Below are 16,971 nucleotides of genomic sequence, written 5' to 3'. Positions count from 1 at the left end.
CGAAGTTCTCACACCCCACTGACAGCCGGCCGCTCACAGCACCCCGAAGGCCCCCTGCCCGGCAGCCCGCCCCACCGGAACAGGTCCCTGATTCCGTAGGCTTCACGCATGCTGTTCGCCCGCTCCGCCGCCCTCTTCCTCGTCGCCGCCCTCTTCGAAATCGGCGGCGCCTGGCTGGTCTGGCAGGGCGTCCGCGAACACAAGGGCTGGGTCTGGATCGGCGCCGGAGTGATCGCGCTCGGGGCGTACGGCTGGGTGGCCACGTTCCAGCCGGACGCCGATTTCGGCCGTATCCTCGCCGCGTACGGCGGTGTCTTCGTCGCCGGATCGCTGGCGTGGGGCGCGATCGCCGACGGTTACCGCCCCGACCGCTGGGATGTGACCGGCGCACTGATCTGCCTGGCCGGAATGGCCGTGATCATGTACGCCCCCAGGGGCCGCTGAGGCCACTGAGGCCCCTGCATATCCTGGCCGCAGCCACCCTCCCCCGAGCCCTTGGGCAGCAGGGGGACCCCACAGCCCTGAGGAGAGTGCCATGACCGCCGAGGTCCGTACCGCCGTCGTCACCGGAGCGAGCAGCGGTATCGGTGCCGCCACCGCGCGGGCCCTGGCCGCCGCCGGCTACCGCGTGGTGCTCACCGCCCGCCGCAAGGACCGCATCGAGGAGCTCGCCGCCGAGCTGCCGGACGCCGAGGCCTACGCCCTCGACGTCACCGACCGCGCCGCCGTCGACGCCTTCGCTGCCGCCCTCGACCGCTACCCCTCCGTCGACGTCCTGGTCAACAACGCCGGCGGGGCCTACGGCGCGGAGCCGGTCGCCACCGGCGACCCCGCCGACTGGCGCGCGATGTACGAGGTCAATGTGCTGGGCGTGCTCCATATGACCCAGGCGCTGCTGCCCGCCCTCACCGCCTCCGGCGAGGGCACGGTCGTCGTACTCTCCTCCACCGCCGGCCACGGCACCTACGAGGGCGGCGGCGGCTATGTCGCCGCCAAGCACGGCGCCCACGTCATCGCGGAAACGCTCCGTCTGGAGCTGTGCGGCGAACCGGTGCGGGTCATCGAGGTCGCCCCGGGCATGGTCAAGACCGACGAGTTCGCCACCACCCGCTTCCGCGGCGACGCCGCCAAGGCGGCCAAGGTCTACGAGGGCGTCGACCAGCCGCTGAACGCGGACGATGTCGCCGACACCATCACCTGGGCGATCACCCGCCCCGCCCACGTCAACATCGACCTGCTGGTGGTCCGCCCCCGCGCCCAGGCCTCCAACTCCAAGGTCCACCGCACCACCTGAGACACGCTCCACCTGAGACACGCCGGCCTGCCCCACGTTAGACACGCGCCCCACCCGGGGCAGGCCCCGCAAAAGACACGCCCCACGCAGACATGGGCAGCCCGGCGGCATACGAAGAGCGGTCCGGGCGCGCACTGCGCCGGACCGCCCCGGGACTGAGTCCTCACAGGCCACTCAGCCCTCTCCGTCCCTCAGCCGCCCAGCCCTTCACACACCACCTGCTTGAGCATGGCGACGACCTCGACCGTTCCAACGATCCCTGGAGACCGCCCAGCGCCCCGGGTCTGGCCCATGATCACCCCACTGGAATGCGGATGGACCTGGACCGGTGGGGCGAGTGCTGCAGACCAGGATTCACCGGGTGAATGTGGCGTCAGACGCCGGCGCCACCGGAAATCCCTGCATGGCCCGAGACGGGGCCGAGCTGACCGCTCACGCCGCCCGAAACCGAGCCGCCCAGAGCGGGCAGCGCAGGCAGAGTAGGCAGGGAAGAGGCTCCGCCGCCCAGCAGGTTTTCGGCCCCGAGAATTCCTCCGGAGACGTTGTCCAGTTCACTGTCGGCGATCTCGTGAGCCTCGTTCTGGGGCATGGAGTCCTTACGCATGGCTGGCCCTTTCCTTGGTGGTTCGCGGCGATCAATGAGTGGTATCGGCCGGCCCGGCGACAAGCTGCTCCCGCCGGTTTCACGACCCCTGATACCCGGAAGCGGATGCGCAACTTCCGATTGACGCGAGATCAAACCACGTCCACGGGCGGCCCGGCTACCCCGACCCGTCGGTCATTTCTGCAGACGGTCCGGTATCGCACGGTGTCGGCCGGCGGAATTTCCGACGGGATGGTGACGACTCCTTCACGTACTTTTCGCCGACCAGGGATTGTGGCGAGGTACTGACAGTGCCACGCGAAGGACATATCACCCCCGGGAGCGGGCGCGCCCTCTGCGAAACGGGATTCGGCAGCGCGTACGTGCCCATTCTGCGTAGAGAATGCGCAGGGTGGGCTGTGCCGCACCCTCTGCCCGCGCCGGGCGAGCGACTGACCGCCGCCAGCGGCTGAGCCGTGTGACAGCGAAAGGCATCCGGTGCGCGGCGGGCACGCCCGACGACGCCGTGTCGTGAGGTCCGCGATCTCTCTTCACGATCTGATCACGGACCTCGCCGACCACCGGCATACGTGACGCGCCCGCGGACCGTCCCGGCACCGCAGACCTGGCAGTCGCAGCCCCGGCATCCGGGACGGCGAGCGCGCCGGCCACGCCTCTGAAATCTGGTCCGAATGCGGTCAGAGGCGGCGTACCCGCGCAGCGATCCCATGACCGAGCAGAAGGTAAATCACGGCAGGCAGGCCGTAATTGAGGAAAACCCGCAGACCTTCGAGCTTCATGGTGAAGATGTCCTGTGACCAGCCGGCGAGGAAGTCGGCCATACCGTGCACAAAGCCGACGAAGACATTTCCCTGGTTTGCCTCAAGCAGGTACAGCAGGATCCAGAGGCCCAGAAATCCTGCCGCGATGTCCGCGAGCGTATGAATGATCAATGCTGCCCGGTTTGCCCCGGTGCCATCCTGGTTACGCCCGTAGGCGCCCCCGTTATGGCCATAGGGGTGGTAGGTGTCATTTGCGGGCATGGGTTCATGGGGATTGCTCATACCCTCCTCGCTTGCCTCGCGCGGGCACCCGAAACCTCTTTCAAACCTGCGATTTCATATCGGTTCCGGATCTTGGATCACGCGTCGATCCTTGCGTCCGCACCTCGCCCCTCGCTTCCGCCGCTTCCGGTTCCAAGGAAAGACACATAAGCGATGATTTCCGATAAGGCGAGTGTGCCGCCCCTGATGAAATCTCTGCCGTTCCGGGCCGCCGTCGCCGCAGTCCCCAACGGCTGCCGCCGGCGCACCAACTGAAACAGCGTCCGAACTCCGGGCCGTCCGCGGAACGGCGACAGCTGCTCCCGCCCCGTTGCCGGTCCGGGGGCCACGGTTCCGGCAATCACCGTTCCGGCAATTGCGCTTCAGGCATGCACACTTCGGGCTCGTAGACGCCTGACAAATGTCATCAGTGTTGATGAGACAGGTCGTTCTGCGGGAGGACTGTGGGGACGGCGTCGGTCGAGAGAATCAAGACGACCAAGATCACATGCGTGATCGACCGCAGTAGCAGGAAGTTGTAACGGGAGAAGACATGACCCTGTCCCGCCCGGCCCGCCGCCGCCGCGCACGAATCGCCGGCACCACCACGGCCGTGATGCTCTCACTGGTGACAGCGGCGTTACCGGCCCAGGCCGCAACGGCCCCCGCGCCCGGTGCCCACGCCGCCGCAGGAACGACGGCCCGCCCGGGCCACCTTGACCACAAGGCACTGGACGAGAAGCTGGCAGCGCTGCACAGAGCGGGTATGTACGGTACCTACGCGGCCGTCCGGGAGGGCCGGGACGAATGGCGGGGCGCGGCCGGTGTCGCCGACATCACCACCAACCGCCCGGTCGGGCCGCAGATGCAGCAGCGCGTGGGCAGCCTCACCAAGGCGTTCACCTCCGTCGCCGTGCTGCAACAGGTCGGCGCGGGCCGGATCGAGCTGGACGCCCCCGTTGCCCGCTACCTCCCCGGCCTCGTCCCCGGTGAACGCGGCCGGAAGATCACCGTCCGTATGCTGCTCAACCACACCAGCGGCATCGCCGACTACATCCCCGGCGCCTTCCCCTCCCTCCTCAAGGGGAGTGCCGAGAGCATCGACGCCAACCGTTACCGCCACTTCGCCCCTGAGGAGCTCGCACGCTTCGGCCTGCAGGCGGAACCGACGGGCAAGCCCGGCGAGAAGTGGTCCTACGCCAACACCAATTACGTCATCGCGGGAATGCTGCTGCAGAAGGTCACCAGCGAGGATCCGCAGGAGTACATCACCCGCCACGTCATCCGCAGGGCCGGGCTGAAGCACACCTACTTCCCGGCCTCCACACGGATATCCGGGCCGCATTCCAAGATGTACGAATCCCTCTACGGACTGATCGGCCCGGCCCGTGAATACAGCACGTACGACATGTCCTGGGCCGGTACCGCCGGGGCGCTGGTCTCGACGATGGAGGACGTGAACGACTTCTACCGGGCGCTGCTGACCGGCGGACTGCTCGCCCCCGCCGAACTCCGCCAGATGCAGACCACCGTCGATTCCAAGGACGGAAAGGGCAATCTGCTGATGCGCTACGGCCTCGGCATCGAAGCGATCGACACTGTGTGCGGGCGCTTCTGGGGACACACCGGCTCGGTGTGGGGTGCCGAGACGGTGACGTACTCGACGCCCGACGGCAAGCGCCAGATGACGTTCGGGCTCAACCGGGCCAAGTACCAGCAGCTCGACGCGACGGGTCACATCAAGCCGGGCCCGATCGACGCCGCGATCGGGGCCTTCGAGGCGAAGGCGATGTGCGACAACGATGTGCCCGCCGAGCCGCGACGGTTCGCGCACCCGGCCGCGCCGAAGGCTCTCGACGGGCTGTCCGTCCCGCTCACCCGTCCGCTGGCTCCGCTGTCGCCGGGTCGCTGACCCGGGATTCCGCCGACTTCCGTATCCCACCGGCAGTTTGCGGGTCATGGTGGCGACGGCGCAGGCAGGCGAGTGTCCGGGGGCCCGTGCGCGCAGTCAGACGTGCTCCGGTATGCGCGCCCCACCGCGGAACACCTGCGCCGTGTGCCACCTGATGTGCACGCGGGGCGATCCGCGCACAGCCGTTCAGCGGTCCGACGAGGGCCCTCCCCACCCCGCACAACGGCACGAACCCACCCCGATCACGACAACGGCCTGCACCACCCCAGCGGAGTCGAACCGGCCGTCGTCACGAAGGCCCCCGCGGTCCGCCAACAGCGTCCGCGTCCCATCCGGGGCCTGCCGATCACGTGGACTGCTGTGTCAGACGGACCCCACGCCGATGCTGCGACCGGGACCGGCGTACGCGCAGCCTGGGACATGCGGGCCGCTGCTGTCGTGCACGGAGCGGTCGGATATACATCGCGACCAGGGACAACCGGCTCGACGAACAAGTAAAACGCTTCGCCGACAAGGCCGAGAAGGTGGACGACGTATTCGGGGTTCTCAGCGAATCGACCGAAGCCCTGGCGAAATACGTGGAGATGACGAAGGCCACCGTGACCAGCCTCCAGCAGTTGCGTCAGCAACTGGCCGGATACGCCAGGGGGCTCGACCACTCGGCGGCCAGCTACGAGCACACCGACGCGCAGCACGCGGCCGCGTTCAAGGGGGCGTAGCGGCTGTGGCCGAGGAACAGCAGCACATCGAGAAGAGCTTCAACATCCTCAAGCCCGGCGGCAATCCCGGGGTACTGCGCAAGTGCGCAGCGGCACGGCGGCCTCCGTCGGCACGCTCGTCTACGGACTGCGGATGGACCCCCTCCCACCCCGCGCCGGCACCCCCGTCCACCTGCCTCCCGGGCGTAAACCCCGACTGGTCGCTTGCTCCGTCGCCCCTGCCTTCGCCGAACTCGTTCTCACGGAGCGGGTGGTCCGGATGACGGCCGACGCCAAGATGGGATGGCGGCTCCATGGGGACCGGATGATCGGGTGGATCAAGGAGCGCAAGCCGTACGAGCGGGTCATCGGCCTCGCGGAGGCGATGGCCGACGTCATGGGGGAGTTCCCCGCGTCGGTGTGGACCCGGGATCCCGCCAACCCGGAGCGCTGCTGAAGTCGAACGGATGCTCCCGTGCCTGCGATGTGGAGTCCGGCCGTGGGCAGACGGTCGCGGCCTTCTCGTAGCGGGTGGCGATGCCGCGCCACTGCCCCGGACCGCATCCGGTCCGGGGCCTGTCGATCACGTGTAACGCTGCGCTCAGCCCTTGACGCAGACGACCTGCTTGAGCTTGGCGACGACCTCGACCAGGTCCCGCTGCTGATCGATGACCTTCTCGATCGGCTTGTAGGCACCCGGGATCTCGTCCACCACACCGGAGTCCTTACGGCACTCCACGCCCCGCGTCTGGTCCTCCAGGTCCTGGGTGGAGAACCGCTTCTTCGCGGCGTTCCGGCTCATCTTGCGGCCGGCGCCGTGCGAGGCGGAGTTGAAGGACGCGGCGTTGCCCAGGCCCCTGACGATGTACGAGCCGGTGCCCATCGAGCCCGGAATGATGCCGTACTCACCGCTGCCCGCCCGGATCGCGCCCTTACGGGTCACCAGCAGATCCATGCCGTCGTACCGCTCCTCCGCCACATAGTTGTGGTGGCAGGAGATCACCGGCTCGAACGTCGGCTTGGCCTTCTTGAACTCCTTGCGGACGACGTCCTGGAAGAGCGCCATCATCACGGCCCGGTTGTGCTTGGCGTACTCCTGTGCCCAGAACAGATCGTTGCGGTACGCCGCCATCGGCGGGGTGTCCGCGATGAAGACGGCGAGATCGCGGTCGACCAGGCCCTGGTTGTGCGGCAGCTTCTGCGCCTGCCCCATGTGGAACTCGGCGAGCTCCTTGCCGATGTTCCGGGAGCCGGAGTGCAGCATCAGCCACACCGCGCCGGTGTCGTCGAGGCAGAACTCGATGAAGTGGTTGCCGCTTCCCAGCGAACCCATCTGCTTCGTGGCGCGTTCCTGACGGAACTTGACCGCGTCGGCCACCCCGTCGAACCGCGACCAGAAGTCCCCCCATCCCGCCGTCGGGTAACCGTGCAGCCGCCCGGGGTCGACCGGATCGTCGTGCATCCCGCGCCCCACCGGAATCGCCTGCTCGATCTTCGAGCGGAGCCGGGAGAGATCGCCGGGCAGGTCATCGGCGGTGAGCGAGGTCTTCACCGCGCTCATCCCGCAGCCGATGTCCACACCGACCGCCGCCGGGCAGACCGCGCCGTGCATGGCGATCACCGAGCCGACGGTGGCGCCCTTGCCGTAATGGACATCCGGCATCACGGCCAGGCCCTTGATCCACGGCAGGGTGGCAACATTGCGCAGCTGCTGCATCGCGACGCCCTCGACCGTGGCCGGATCGGTCCACATCCGGATCGGTACCTGGGCGCCGGGCACCTCGACGTACGACATAACTTCCTCATTCCCCCGAACTTATGAAAAACGCAAAAGCCGGACAATTTATCCGATCTTGGACGGCGAACCGGCGTTTGCGGCAAGACGTGCGATAGACATTGTGTCCATCGGCCGCCGACCGGCGGCAACCGCATTTCGTAGGGGAAGGAGCCGCGAGCGATGCCACGGAAACCGTTCGTACCCGGTGCCGCACTGGTGGTGGCCGCGGCGCTGGCCACGGGCCTCACCGGCTGTACCGGCAGCTCCAGCCCCGACGGCGCCGCCGCCGACGCCAAGAGCGGCGACGCCGCCAGCTCCAGCCAGGCCGCCGAGCCGGGCCGCTACCAGACCCTCCCGGAGGCCTGCGGGCTGCCCTCGCGCAAGGCCATCCGCAGCATGCTCCCCGGCGACGGCCAGGACCTGTCGGACGCCGAGGCCCGGAAGGTCTACGGCGGCGTGGCCGACATCACCTACGACACCGACCGCCGGGTCGGCTGCCGCTGGACCCGCGAGACCACCGCGGGCACCCGTCACCTGGGCCTGGACATCCAGCGCGTGGTCTCGTACGACGCCGCCACCAGCGATGAGGACAAGGCGCAGGGGATCTACGACAAGAAGAAGCTGGCCGCGCAGATACCGTCCGGCGGCGCCGGCTCCCCCTCGCCCGCCGCCCCGTCCCCGTCCGCCCCGAAGGGCAAGGACAAGGGCGAAGGAACCGTCACGAACGGCGCGGAGGAAAAGAGCGCCCCCAGCGCGAGCGCCACACGGAAGGCGGGCAAGGCCCCGTCCGGCAGCCCCTCGCAGGCATCCGACCCGAGTGCGGACCCCAGTGCGGACCCCAGCACGGACCCGAGCACGGACCCCAGCGGCTCCACCGCCCCGCGCGTCCTGGACGACCTCGGCGACGCGGCGTTCCTCAATGACAAATTGGTCACAGCGGACTCCGGCGTGCACCGCGATGTCACTGTGGTCTTTCGCACGTCGAACGTCATCGTGCAGCTCACTTACGACCAGTGGTCCACGGACAAGTCGATGTTGCCGGACAGCCAGGAACTGCAGGACAAGGCCCGTTCCCTGGCCACCGAGCTCTCCGACAGCCTCAGCGAATAGTCCGGATCGGGTGCATTGACCGAGTTACCGGGCAAGAGGCGGAAACGCCCGATGTAAGCGTTGCGCTCATCGATATGAATCGGTCACCCACCTCGCCGCGCCGCGTACCGTGCCGTCTAGCCCTGCCCCGTACGCGAGGCGGGGCGGGCCCCACGGCCACCACCACGGCCGCGCCCGCCGACCGCCGACCCGGCGGACCGACCCGACGACGAACAGCGAAGGAACCATGCACCGTTCAGCCAAGCGCCTCGCCAGCCTCCTCACCTGCGCAGCAGTACCGGTGCTGCTCGTCGCCGGCTGCTCCGGCTCGGACAGCGACAGCTCCGGTGCCGCCTCTTCCTCCGCCTCCCAGAGCGCGGCCAAGCCGTCGCCGAGCGTCGCGCCCGCCAAGTACAAGACGCTGCCGAACCCGTGCGAGCTGTTCTCCAAGGACAGCATCAAGAAGATGCTGCCCAAGGTGAAGGACGCCTCCGGGGACCGGGGCAAGTCCTCGGACAACGCCTCCCACGGCACCTGCTCCTGGACCAGCTCGGACGAGAAGGGCGTCGACGGCACCCAGTGGCGCTGGCTGGACACCAATCTGCAGCGCTACGACTCCGACCCGGGCGTCGGCAGCGGCGAAAAGCGCGCCACGGACTTCTACACCAAGCAGATATCCGAGGCGAAGGCCACCAAGAACGCCAAGAAGCTCGCGACCGTCCAGACCTCCGGCACCGGCGACGAGGCCACCGCGATCACCTACGACGTGAAGCGGGACGGCACCAACTTCACGAACACCACCCTCGTCGCCCGCGTCTCCAACGTCGTCGTGTCGATCAACTACAACGGCGCGGGCCTGGCGGGCGCGGACGCCCCCAAGACCGCCGACCTGCTCAAGCAGACTCAGGCCGCCGCCAAGGAGGCGGTCACCGCCGTCACCAAGGCCAACGGCTGACCCCACCGACGCCGCCGGAGAGGGCCCGCACCGATGCACGGTGCGGGCCCTCTCGTGCCCCGGCTGCGCCTCCCCGTCCCTACCGGCCCCACGCCCGCCCGTGGGCATGTGCCAGGCTGTCGCCCGCAACAGACCGACTGGGAGGGGTCCTCGGGTGGCCGCGCCACTGAAGCTGACACGCACACACCGGATACTCATCGGAGTCGTCATCGCCGGCGCGGTGGTGATCGCCGGCATCGGCTTCGCCGGCTCCTACGCGGCCGTGCGTGAACTGGCCCTCAAAAAGGGCTTCGGCAACTTCGCCTACTTCTTCCCCCTCGGCATCGACGCGGGCATCTGCGTCCTGCTCGCGCTGGATCTGCTGCTGACCTGGATCCGCATGCCGTTCCCGCTGCTGCGGCAGACGGCGTGGCTGCTGACGGTCGCCACGGTGGCGTTCAATGCCGCGGCGGCGTCCGACCCCCTGGGCATGGGCATGCACGCCGTCATCCCGGTGCTGTTCGTCGTCACCGTCGAGGCCGCCCGGCACGCCGTCGGGCGGATCGCCGACATCACGGCGGACAAGCACATGGAGGGTGTGCGGATCACGCGCTGGCTGCTGGCGCCCGTCCCGACGTTCCTGTTGTGGCGGCGGATGAAGCTGTGGGAGCTGCGGTCGTACGACGCGGTGATCAAGCTGGAGCAGGAACGGCTCGTGTATCAGGCACGCCTGCGGTCGCGGTTCGGGCGGAGCTGGCGTCGTAAGGCTCCCGTGGAGTCCCTGATGCCGCTGCGGCTCGCCCGGTTCGGAGTGCCGCTGGCCCAGACCGCTCCCGCGGGGCTGGCCGCCGCGGGCATCGAACCACAGCTGCTGCCGGCGCCCCCGCGGGCCGCGACACGCGCCGTGGAGCCGGAGAACCAGGAGCCGCAGCCGGAGCCGAGGGCGCAGGAGCCGGCCGAGGCCGAGGAGTTGCCGAGCCAGTGGTTCGCGGCGCCGCAGCAGGTGGCGTACCGGGGTGACTACGACCCGGCGTACCTCCCCGGACAGGAGCGTCGGGCCTCGTACGACGAGTATCAGCAGATGCCGACGCGCGAGCAGGTCCCGGTACCGGCGCCGCGCCCGGCGGAGCCCGAGCCGCAGGTCCCGGTGCCGAACGGTGCAGGTGGGACGCGCCCGCTCGGCAAGGGCACCCCGGAGGCGGGCCCGCAGCCCGCTCCGGCACCGGCCGCGGCCCCGACCGACGAGGACCTGTACCAGGTGTTCCGCCACTCGATAGAGGGCGAGGGCATGCCGACTCCGGGCGCGTTCGCGGCGAACCTGGACGCCCAGTACGGGATCCGCCTGCAGTCGCGGGACCTCAACCGCTACGTGGACCAGTTCAGCGACCGCCTCAACGCGGAGCTGATGGACGAGCACATCGCGTGACGCACCCGCCGGGTACCTCGCGAACCGGGAGTGAGGTGCACGGCAGCGTGTCAGTGCCCTTGCCGTATCCAGCCCGGTGGCGAAGTCCTTGAGCGGAAACCAGAATGGAAGGGGGTTGCCGACGAGCGATCACTTGCCCCCGCGCGAGGAGTGACACTTCGTCTTAGGCAAAGCAGCACTCTCTCCTCAAGACGACGCCGCGCTCCCGTGGCCCAGCAGCGGCTGGTCGAAACCGAGCGGAAACAGCGAGTTTTGAGGTGACAGTATGTTCCGAATCATCACGCAACTACTTCTGGCCGCAGCCGTTTCCACGTCGATCGCGCTGGGTGTGGCGCCTGCGGCGGCAGCGAGCGCGCCCGGCAACGCAGCGGCCTCAGCATCGCAACTGCCCGGCGCACCCTGCCCTGATGCCCCCGGCCACGACTGCACTTCCCCCTGCCCCCCGAATGACCCGAGCGGGCAGGGACCGGAAAATCTGGGCTGTACCGGATACCCGTGGCTTCGTTCATCTTCATGAGTCGCTGTGCCTGCGCGGCGTCGGCGTCGGGCGCTCCGCCCCTCCCCGTCGAACGCCCCTAGACCGCCCCGGCCCCCGTCCGATCCCGCAGCTGCTTCGCCTTGCGCTTCTTGTCCGCGTCCCCCCAGACGGCCAGTGCCGCACCGGCCGCGAAGAGACCGACATAGGCGGCCGACGGCAGATCGAACCAGTGGGGCAGCAAGCCCCAGGCGCGGTCGAAGAAGACCTGCCCGACGAATCCCATAACGCCCTGGATCATGACGATGAAACCTAAGATTCCCCTCATGACTCCAGCGTGAAGGGTCCGGCCCCGGGGATCCTCGTTCCCGGGGCCGAACCCTTCTCATCCCGCTGTCATCCGTCGGTCGGAGACCACCCCGAGGCGTCTACGACTCCCCGACGATGACGCTCCAACGGCCCGTCAGCCACAGACCGTCCCTCAGCCCCCCAGCAGCTTCCGCACCCGGTCCGCCCCCACGGCCAGCAGCAGAGTGGGCAGCCGCGGCCCGGTGTCCCGCCCGACCAGCAGGTTGTAGAGCAGGGCGAAGAACGCACGCTGCGCGACCTTCAGCTCCGGCGTCGGCTTGGCGTCCGGCTCCAGGCCCGCCTGCACCTTCGGAACGCCGTAGACCAGCGTGGTCAGGCCGTCCAGCGACCAGTGCTCGTCGAGACCGTCGAGCAGCAGCCGCAGCGAGCCCCGGGACTGCTCGTCGAGCGTGCCGAGCAGGTCCGCGTCGGGCTCGTCGCGGACGATGGTGCGCTGCTCGGCCGGGACCTGGGTGTTGATCCAGTACTCGGCCTTGGCGAGCCGCGGCCGGGTCTCGTCCAGCGAGGTGACCGGGTTGTCCGGGTCGAGTTCGCCGAGGATCCGGAGCGTCTGCTCGTCGTGGCCCGCGGTGATGTCCGCGACCGAGGCGAGGGTGCGGTACGGCAGCGGCCGCGGCGTGCGGGGCAGCTCACCGGCGGCGGTACGGGCCGCCCGGGCGTACGCCGCGGCGTCGGCCGGCAGCGCGGTGCCGTCCGCGACCTTGGCCTCCAGCTTGTCCCACTCGTCGTAGAGCCGCTGGATCTCCTGGTCGAAGGCGATCTTGAAGGACTGGTTGGGCTTGCGGCGCGCGTACAGCCAGCGCAGCAGCGGCGCCTCCATGATCTTCAGCGCGTCGCCCGGCGTCGGCACCCCGCCCCGCGACGACGACATCTTGGCCATGCCGCTGATGCCGACGAAGGCGTACATGGGGCCGATGGGCTGGTCGCCGTCGAAGATCTGCCGGACGATCTGGCCGCCGACGACGAAGGACGAGCCCGGCGAGGAGTGGTCGACACCGGACGGCTCGAAGATCACGCCCTCGTAGGCCCACCGCATCGGCCAGTCGACCTTCCAGACCAGCTTGCCGCGGTTGAACTCGCTCAGCCGGACCGTTTCGCCGAACCCGCACTCGGTGCAGGTGTAGGCCAGCTCGGTGGTCTCGTCGTCGTACGAGGTGACCGTGGTCAGGTCCTTCTCGCACTGCCCGCAGTAGGGCTTGTACGGGAAGTAGCCGGCCGAGCCGCCGCTGCCGTCGTCCTCGGCGGCCGCGCCCGAGCCCTCGGCGGCCTCCAGCTCGGCCTCGTCGACCGGCTTCTGCGACTTCTTGGCCGGCGCCTTCTTCGTGCGGTACTGGCCGAGGATCGCGTCGATGTCCGCGCGGTGCTTCATCGCGTGCAGGATCTGCTCGCGGTAGACACCGGCGGTGTACTGCGCGGTCTGGCTGATGCCGTCGTACTCGACGCCCAGCTCGGCCAGCGCCTCGCTCATGGCGGCCTTGAAGTGCTCCGCCCAGTTCGGGTACGCCGAACCGGCCGGGGCCGGCACCGCGGTCAGCGGCTTGCCGATGTGCTCGGCCCAGGACTTGTCCACACCCGGCACGCCCTCCGGAACCTTGCGGTAGCGGTCGTAGTCGTCCCAGGAGATGAGGTGCCGGACCTCGTAGCCGCGGCGGCGGATCTCGTCGGCGACGAGGTGCGGGGTCATGACCTCGCGGAGGTTGCCGAGGTGGATCGGGCCGGACGGGCTCAGGCCCGAGGCGCAGACGACCACCGGTGCGGAAGCACCTGATGTCACTTTGCCGGGGGCGCGGCGCTCCGCCTCGGCAATGACCTCGTCCGCGAACCTGGAGACCCAGTCGGTCTCGGTGCTCTGCTGAGCCACGATCGGCCCTTCCTCTTCCTGGTGCTTCCTGATTGCGCCGTCCTGCGCGCGGACGCACAAAAACCTGACGGTGCCCATTGTCCCAGACGGAAAATCAGTGGTACTGCCGTGGGATACTCGTTGGCAAACCCTTTCCGCTCCGACGACACCTCCTTACCTCCCTCTGGAAGAGAGCTCTTCTCCATGGCCTCGGTCACTTCCCTCGCAGCTTCGGTTCACCAGCGCGTCGCGGACGCCCTCTCGGCAGCCCTGCCGGAGGCCGGCGCCGCGGACCCGCTGCTGCGCCGAAGCGACCGGGCGGATTTCCAGGCCAACGGCATGCTGGCACTGGCCAAGAAGCTCAAGGGCAATCCGCGGGAGCTGGCGACCAAGGTCGTCGCGGAGATCGGCGAGAACGACCTCCTCCAGGAGGTCGAGGTCTCCGGCCCCGGCTTCCTCAACATCACGATCACCGACCGGGCGATCACCCAGACGCTGGCCGCGCGCGCCGCCGACGACCGGCTCGGCGTTCCGCTGAAGGAGAATCCCGGCGTCACGGTCATCGACTACGCCCAGCCGAACGTCGCCAAGGAGATGCACGTCGGGCACCTGCGCTCGGCGGTCATCGGTGACGCCCTGCGCCACATCCTGGACTTCAACGGTGAGCGGACGATCGGCCGGCACCACATCGGCGACTGGGGCACCCAGTTCGGCATGCTCATCCAGTACCTGATCGAGAACCCCGGCGAGCTGGCCCCGGCGGCCGACGTCGACGGCGAGCAGGCGATGAGCAACCTCAACCGCGTCTACAAGGCCTCGCGCGCCGTCTTCGACTCCGACGAGCAGTTCAAGGAGCGGGCCCGCAAGCGGGTCGTGGCGCTCCAGTCCGGCGACGCGGAGACCCTTGGCCTGTGGCAGCGGTTCGTGGACGAGTCGAAGGTCTACTTCTACTCGGTCTTCGAGAAGCTGGACATGGAGATCCGCGACGACGAGATCGTCGGCGAGTCCGCGTACAACGACATGATGGCCGAGACGGCGCGGCTGCTGGAGGAGTCGGGCGTCGCCGTCCGCTCCGAGGGCGCGCTGGTGGTCTTCTTCGACGAGATCCGCGGCAAGGACGACCAGCCGGTGCCGCTGATCGTGCAGAAGGCCGACGGCGGCTTCGGCTACGCGGCCTCCGATCTCTCCGCGATCCGCAACCGCGTCGTCGACCTGAAGGCGACGACGCTCCTGTACGTCGTCGACGTCCGCCAGTCGCTGCACTTCCGGATGGTCTTCGAGACGGCCCGCCGGGCGGGCTGGCTGAGCGACGACATCACCGCGCACAACATGGGCTACGGCACGGTCCTCGGTGCGGACGGCAAGCCGTTCAAGACCCGTGCGGGCGAGACCGTACGCCTGGAGGACCTGCTCGACGAGGCTGCCGAGCGGGCGACGACGGTGGTGCGCGAGAAGGGTGCGGCGGTCGGCCTGACCGAGCAGGAGATCACCGAGAACGGTGCGCAGGTGGGCATCGGCGCGGTGAAGTACGCGGACCTGTCGACGTCGCCGAGCCGGGATTACAAGTTCGACCTGGACCAGATGGTCTCGCTCAACGGCGACACCTCGGTGTACCTCCAGTACGCCTACGCCCGGATCCGGTCGATCTTCCGCAAGGCCGGCGACGCGGCCCCCGCGGCGCACCCGGAGCTGGCGCTGGCCCCGGCCGAGCGGGCGCTGGGCCTGCACCTCGACCAGTTCGGCGAGACCGTCGCCGAGGCCGCCGCCGGGTACGAGCCGCACAAGCTCGCCGCGTACCTCTACACCCTCGCCTCGCTGTTCACGACCTTCTACGACCAGTGCCCGGTCCTGAAGGCCGAGGGCGGCCCGGACCAGATCGCGAACCGGCTGTTCCTGTGCGAGCTGACCGCCCGCACCCTCCACCAGGGCATGGCGCTGCTCGGCATCCGGACGCCCGAGCGGCTCTGACTCGCGCGCGTCGTCAGACCGCCCCCGCGGCCTGCCGTCGCCTGCGTTCCTGCCACAACGGCCCCGTACAGCACACGTGTTGTACGGGGCCGCTCAGGTCTTGCGGCGGTACTCGCGCGGGCCGCGGCGGGCTGACCGCCAGGGCCTTCAGGACGCGGGATTCGCCCACCGGATTCGGCCACCGGATTCGGCCACCGGATTCGGCCACAGCCGACGCCCTCAGTGCTTCCAGGGCTTACGCACCGCGTCCTTGGTCTTCTCGGCCGCATCGAGCCCGTGCCCGGCGTGCTTCTCGGCCTTGCCCTCGGCCTCCAGCTTGCGGTGGTGCGTGGCCCGGCCGACGACTTCCTTCATGGCGCCGATCACCTGCGCGCCCTTGGCCTGCATCTTGCGCTTGGCAGTCATGGTTACCCGCTCCTCGGTCGGTCGGGGTGTTCCTTGACAATCGGTCCGTGCCCGGCGTGCGGCGGACAAAACGTGGTGCCCACGACGAAGCTCCCGCCCCGGACCCCGGGACGGGAGCTTCGACGACGGCACGGTCGGCCGGGGCGCCTCACAGCCCCCGCGCGACCTCCGTCGCCCAGTACGTGAGGATCATGTCGGCACCGGCCCGCTTGATGCCGGTCAGCGCCTCCAGGATCGCCTTGTCCCGGTCGATCCAGCCCTTCTCGGCGGCCGCCTCGATCATCGCGTACTCACCGGAGATCTGGTACGCGGCGACGGGCACGTCCACCGCGTCCGCGACCTTCGCCAGCACGTCGAGGTACGGCAGCGCCGGCTTGACCATCACCATGTCGGCGCCCTCCGCCAGGTCGAGCGCCAGCTCGCGCATCGACTCACGGAGGTTGGCCGGGTCCTGCTGGTAGGTCTTGCGGTCGCCCTTGAGCGACGAGCCGACGGCCTCCCGGAAGGGCCCGTAGAAGGCGGAGGAGTACTTCGCGGTGTAGGCGAGGACCGAGACGTCCTCGTGGGAGGTCTGGTCGAGCGCGTCACGGATGACGCCGACCTGCCCGTCCATCATGCCGCTGGGGGCCACCACATGGACGCCCGCGTCGGCCTGGACCTGCGCCATCTCGGCGTAGCGCTCCAGCGTCGCGTCGTTGTCGACCCGGCCCCCGTCGTCCAGGACGCCGCAGTGGCCGTGGTCGGTGTACTCGTCCAGGCAGAGGTCCGACATGATGACGAGGTCGTCGCCGACCTCGGCCTTCACGTCACGGATGGCGACCTGCAAGATCCCGTCGGGGTCGGTGCCCGCCGTACCGGCGGCGTCCTTCTTGGCGTCCTCCGGCACTCCGAACAGCATGATCCCGGCGACGCCCGCCCCGACCGCGTCCACGGCGGCCTTCCGCAGCGTGTCGCGGGTGTGCTGGACGACGCCGGGCATGGCGGAGATCGGCACCGGCTCGCCGATGCCCTCCCGTACGAACGCGGGAAGGATCAGGTCGGCAGGGTGCAGCCGGTGTTCGGCCACCATCCGCCGCATCGCGGGGGTGGTACGCAGCCGCCGGGGCCGCGCACCGGGGAAGCTTCCGTACTTCGTCATACCGCCACGCTACGCCCGCC

At 69.2% G+C, this 16,971-nt stretch carries 16 protein-coding genes and 1 pseudogene; 9 read left to right on the top strand and 8 right to left on the bottom strand.

What is annotated here, in order from left to right:
* Positions 1–108 precede the first annotated feature (108 nt).
* Positions 109–444: a YnfA family protein gene (locus OHS81_RS19720; protein WP_328386039.1), complete on the top strand. Its 336-nt coding sequence runs from the start codon at positions 109–111 to the stop codon at positions 442–444.
* Between the two features lie 91 nt (positions 445–535).
* Positions 536–1,294 carry an SDR family NAD(P)-dependent oxidoreductase gene (locus tag OHS81_RS19715; protein WP_129295639.1) on the top strand — a complete coding sequence of 253 codons (759 nt, stop codon included), beginning with the start codon at positions 536–538 and terminating at the stop codon, positions 1,292–1,294.
* A gap of 373 nt (positions 1,295–1,667) precedes the next feature.
* On the opposite strand, the gene OHS81_RS19710 is transcribed toward OHS81_RS19715, so the two are convergent.
* Both OHS81_RS19710 and OHS81_RS19705 read right to left on the bottom strand, forming a co-directional pair.
* Complete coding sequence (locus tag OHS81_RS19710; protein ID WP_328386038.1) at positions 1,668–1,898, bottom strand: type A2 lantipeptide; 231 nt, start codon at positions 1,896–1,898, stop codon at positions 1,668–1,670.
* Positions 1,899–2,575: 677 nt separating this feature from the next.
* Complete coding sequence (locus OHS81_RS19705) at positions 2,576–2,941, bottom strand: hypothetical protein (protein ID WP_443058730.1); 366 nt, start codon at positions 2,939–2,941, stop codon at positions 2,576–2,578.
* A 532-nt stretch (positions 2,942–3,473) separates the two neighbouring features.
* On the opposite strand from OHS81_RS19705, the gene OHS81_RS19700 reads away from it, so the two are divergent.
* Positions 3,474–4,832: a serine hydrolase domain-containing protein gene (locus tag OHS81_RS19700; protein WP_328386037.1), complete on the top strand. Its 1,359-nt coding sequence runs from the start codon at positions 3,474–3,476 to the stop codon at positions 4,830–4,832.
* Positions 4,833–4,928: 96 nt separating this feature from the next.
* Here the strand turns inward: OHS81_RS19700 and OHS81_RS37465 are convergent.
* Positions 4,929–5,043, bottom strand: a pseudogene (locus OHS81_RS37465) (phosphorothioated DNA-binding restriction endonuclease); the annotation flags it as partial.
* A 313-nt stretch (positions 5,044–5,356) separates the two neighbouring features.
* Here OHS81_RS37465 and OHS81_RS19695 point away from each other — a divergent pair.
* Together OHS81_RS19695 and OHS81_RS19690 are read left to right on the top strand one after the other, a co-directional pair.
* Positions 5,357–5,551: a hypothetical protein gene (locus tag OHS81_RS19695; RefSeq protein WP_328386036.1), complete on the top strand. Its 195-nt coding sequence runs from the start codon at positions 5,357–5,359 to the stop codon at positions 5,549–5,551.
* A gap of 82 nt (positions 5,552–5,633) precedes the next feature.
* Complete coding sequence (locus tag OHS81_RS19690; protein WP_328386035.1) at positions 5,634–5,987, top strand: hypothetical protein; 354 nt, start codon at positions 5,634–5,636, stop codon at positions 5,985–5,987.
* A 144-nt stretch (positions 5,988–6,131) separates the two neighbouring features.
* On the opposite strand, the gene OHS81_RS19685 is transcribed toward OHS81_RS19690, so the two are convergent.
* Positions 6,132–7,325 (bottom strand): RtcB family protein, encoded by a 1,194-nt coding sequence (locus OHS81_RS19685; RefSeq protein WP_328386034.1) that lies wholly within the window; start codon positions 7,323–7,325, stop codon positions 6,132–6,134.
* A gap of 162 nt (positions 7,326–7,487) precedes the next feature.
* On the opposite strand from OHS81_RS19685, the gene OHS81_RS19680 reads away from it, so the two are divergent.
* The 3 genes from OHS81_RS19680 (at position 7,488) to OHS81_RS19670 (ending at position 10,756) form a co-directional block, all read left to right on the top strand.
* On the top strand, positions 7,488–8,417 hold the full coding sequence (locus OHS81_RS19680; RefSeq protein WP_328386033.1) for a hypothetical protein: 930 nt from the start codon (positions 7,488–7,490) through the stop codon (positions 8,415–8,417).
* 226 nt (positions 8,418–8,643) lie between these two features.
* A complete protein-coding gene (locus OHS81_RS19675; RefSeq protein ID WP_328386032.1) occupies positions 8,644–9,351 on the top strand; it encodes a DUF3558 family protein in 708 nt (235 codons plus the stop codon).
* A 154-nt stretch (positions 9,352–9,505) separates the two neighbouring features.
* Complete coding sequence (locus OHS81_RS19670; protein WP_328386031.1) at positions 9,506–10,756, top strand: DUF2637 domain-containing protein; 1,251 nt, start codon at positions 9,506–9,508, stop codon at positions 10,754–10,756.
* 575 nt (positions 10,757–11,331) lie between these two features.
* Here OHS81_RS19670 and OHS81_RS19665 read toward each other — a convergent pair.
* A complete protein-coding gene (locus tag OHS81_RS19665; RefSeq protein ID WP_328386030.1) occupies positions 11,332–11,559 on the bottom strand; it encodes a hypothetical protein in 228 nt (75 codons plus the stop codon).
* Between the two features lie 153 nt (positions 11,560–11,712).
* Positions 11,713–13,461, bottom strand: a complete 1,749-nt coding sequence (lysS, locus tag OHS81_RS19660; protein WP_328386029.1) for a lysine--tRNA ligase — start codon at positions 13,459–13,461, stop codon at positions 11,713–11,715.
* Positions 13,462–13,644: 183 nt separating this feature from the next.
* Between lysS and argS the strand changes: the two genes are divergently transcribed.
* Complete coding sequence (gene argS / locus OHS81_RS19655) at positions 13,645–15,408, top strand: arginine--tRNA ligase (RefSeq protein ID WP_328386028.1); 1,764 nt, start codon at positions 13,645–13,647, stop codon at positions 15,406–15,408.
* A gap of 219 nt (positions 15,409–15,627) precedes the next feature.
* Here the strand turns inward: argS and OHS81_RS19650 are convergent, their stop codons facing one another.
* The gene (locus OHS81_RS19650) at positions 15,628–15,813 is read right to left on the bottom strand and encodes a CsbD family protein (RefSeq protein ID WP_328386027.1); all 186 of its coding nucleotides are present in this window, start codon (positions 15,811–15,813) and stop codon (positions 15,628–15,630) included.
* A gap of 148 nt (positions 15,814–15,961) precedes the next feature.
* Positions 15,962–16,951, bottom strand: a complete 990-nt coding sequence (gene hemB, locus OHS81_RS19645) for a porphobilinogen synthase (protein ID WP_328386026.1) — start codon at positions 16,949–16,951, stop codon at positions 15,962–15,964.
* Positions 16,952–16,971: the final 20 nt, after the last annotated feature.

It is taken from the genome of Streptomyces sp. NBC_00400, from assembly GCF_036048035.1.
Classification (GTDB): Bacteria; Actinomycetota; Actinomycetes; order Streptomycetales; family Streptomycetaceae; genus Streptomyces.
This window is presented reverse-complemented; position numbering and strand designations above follow the sequence as displayed.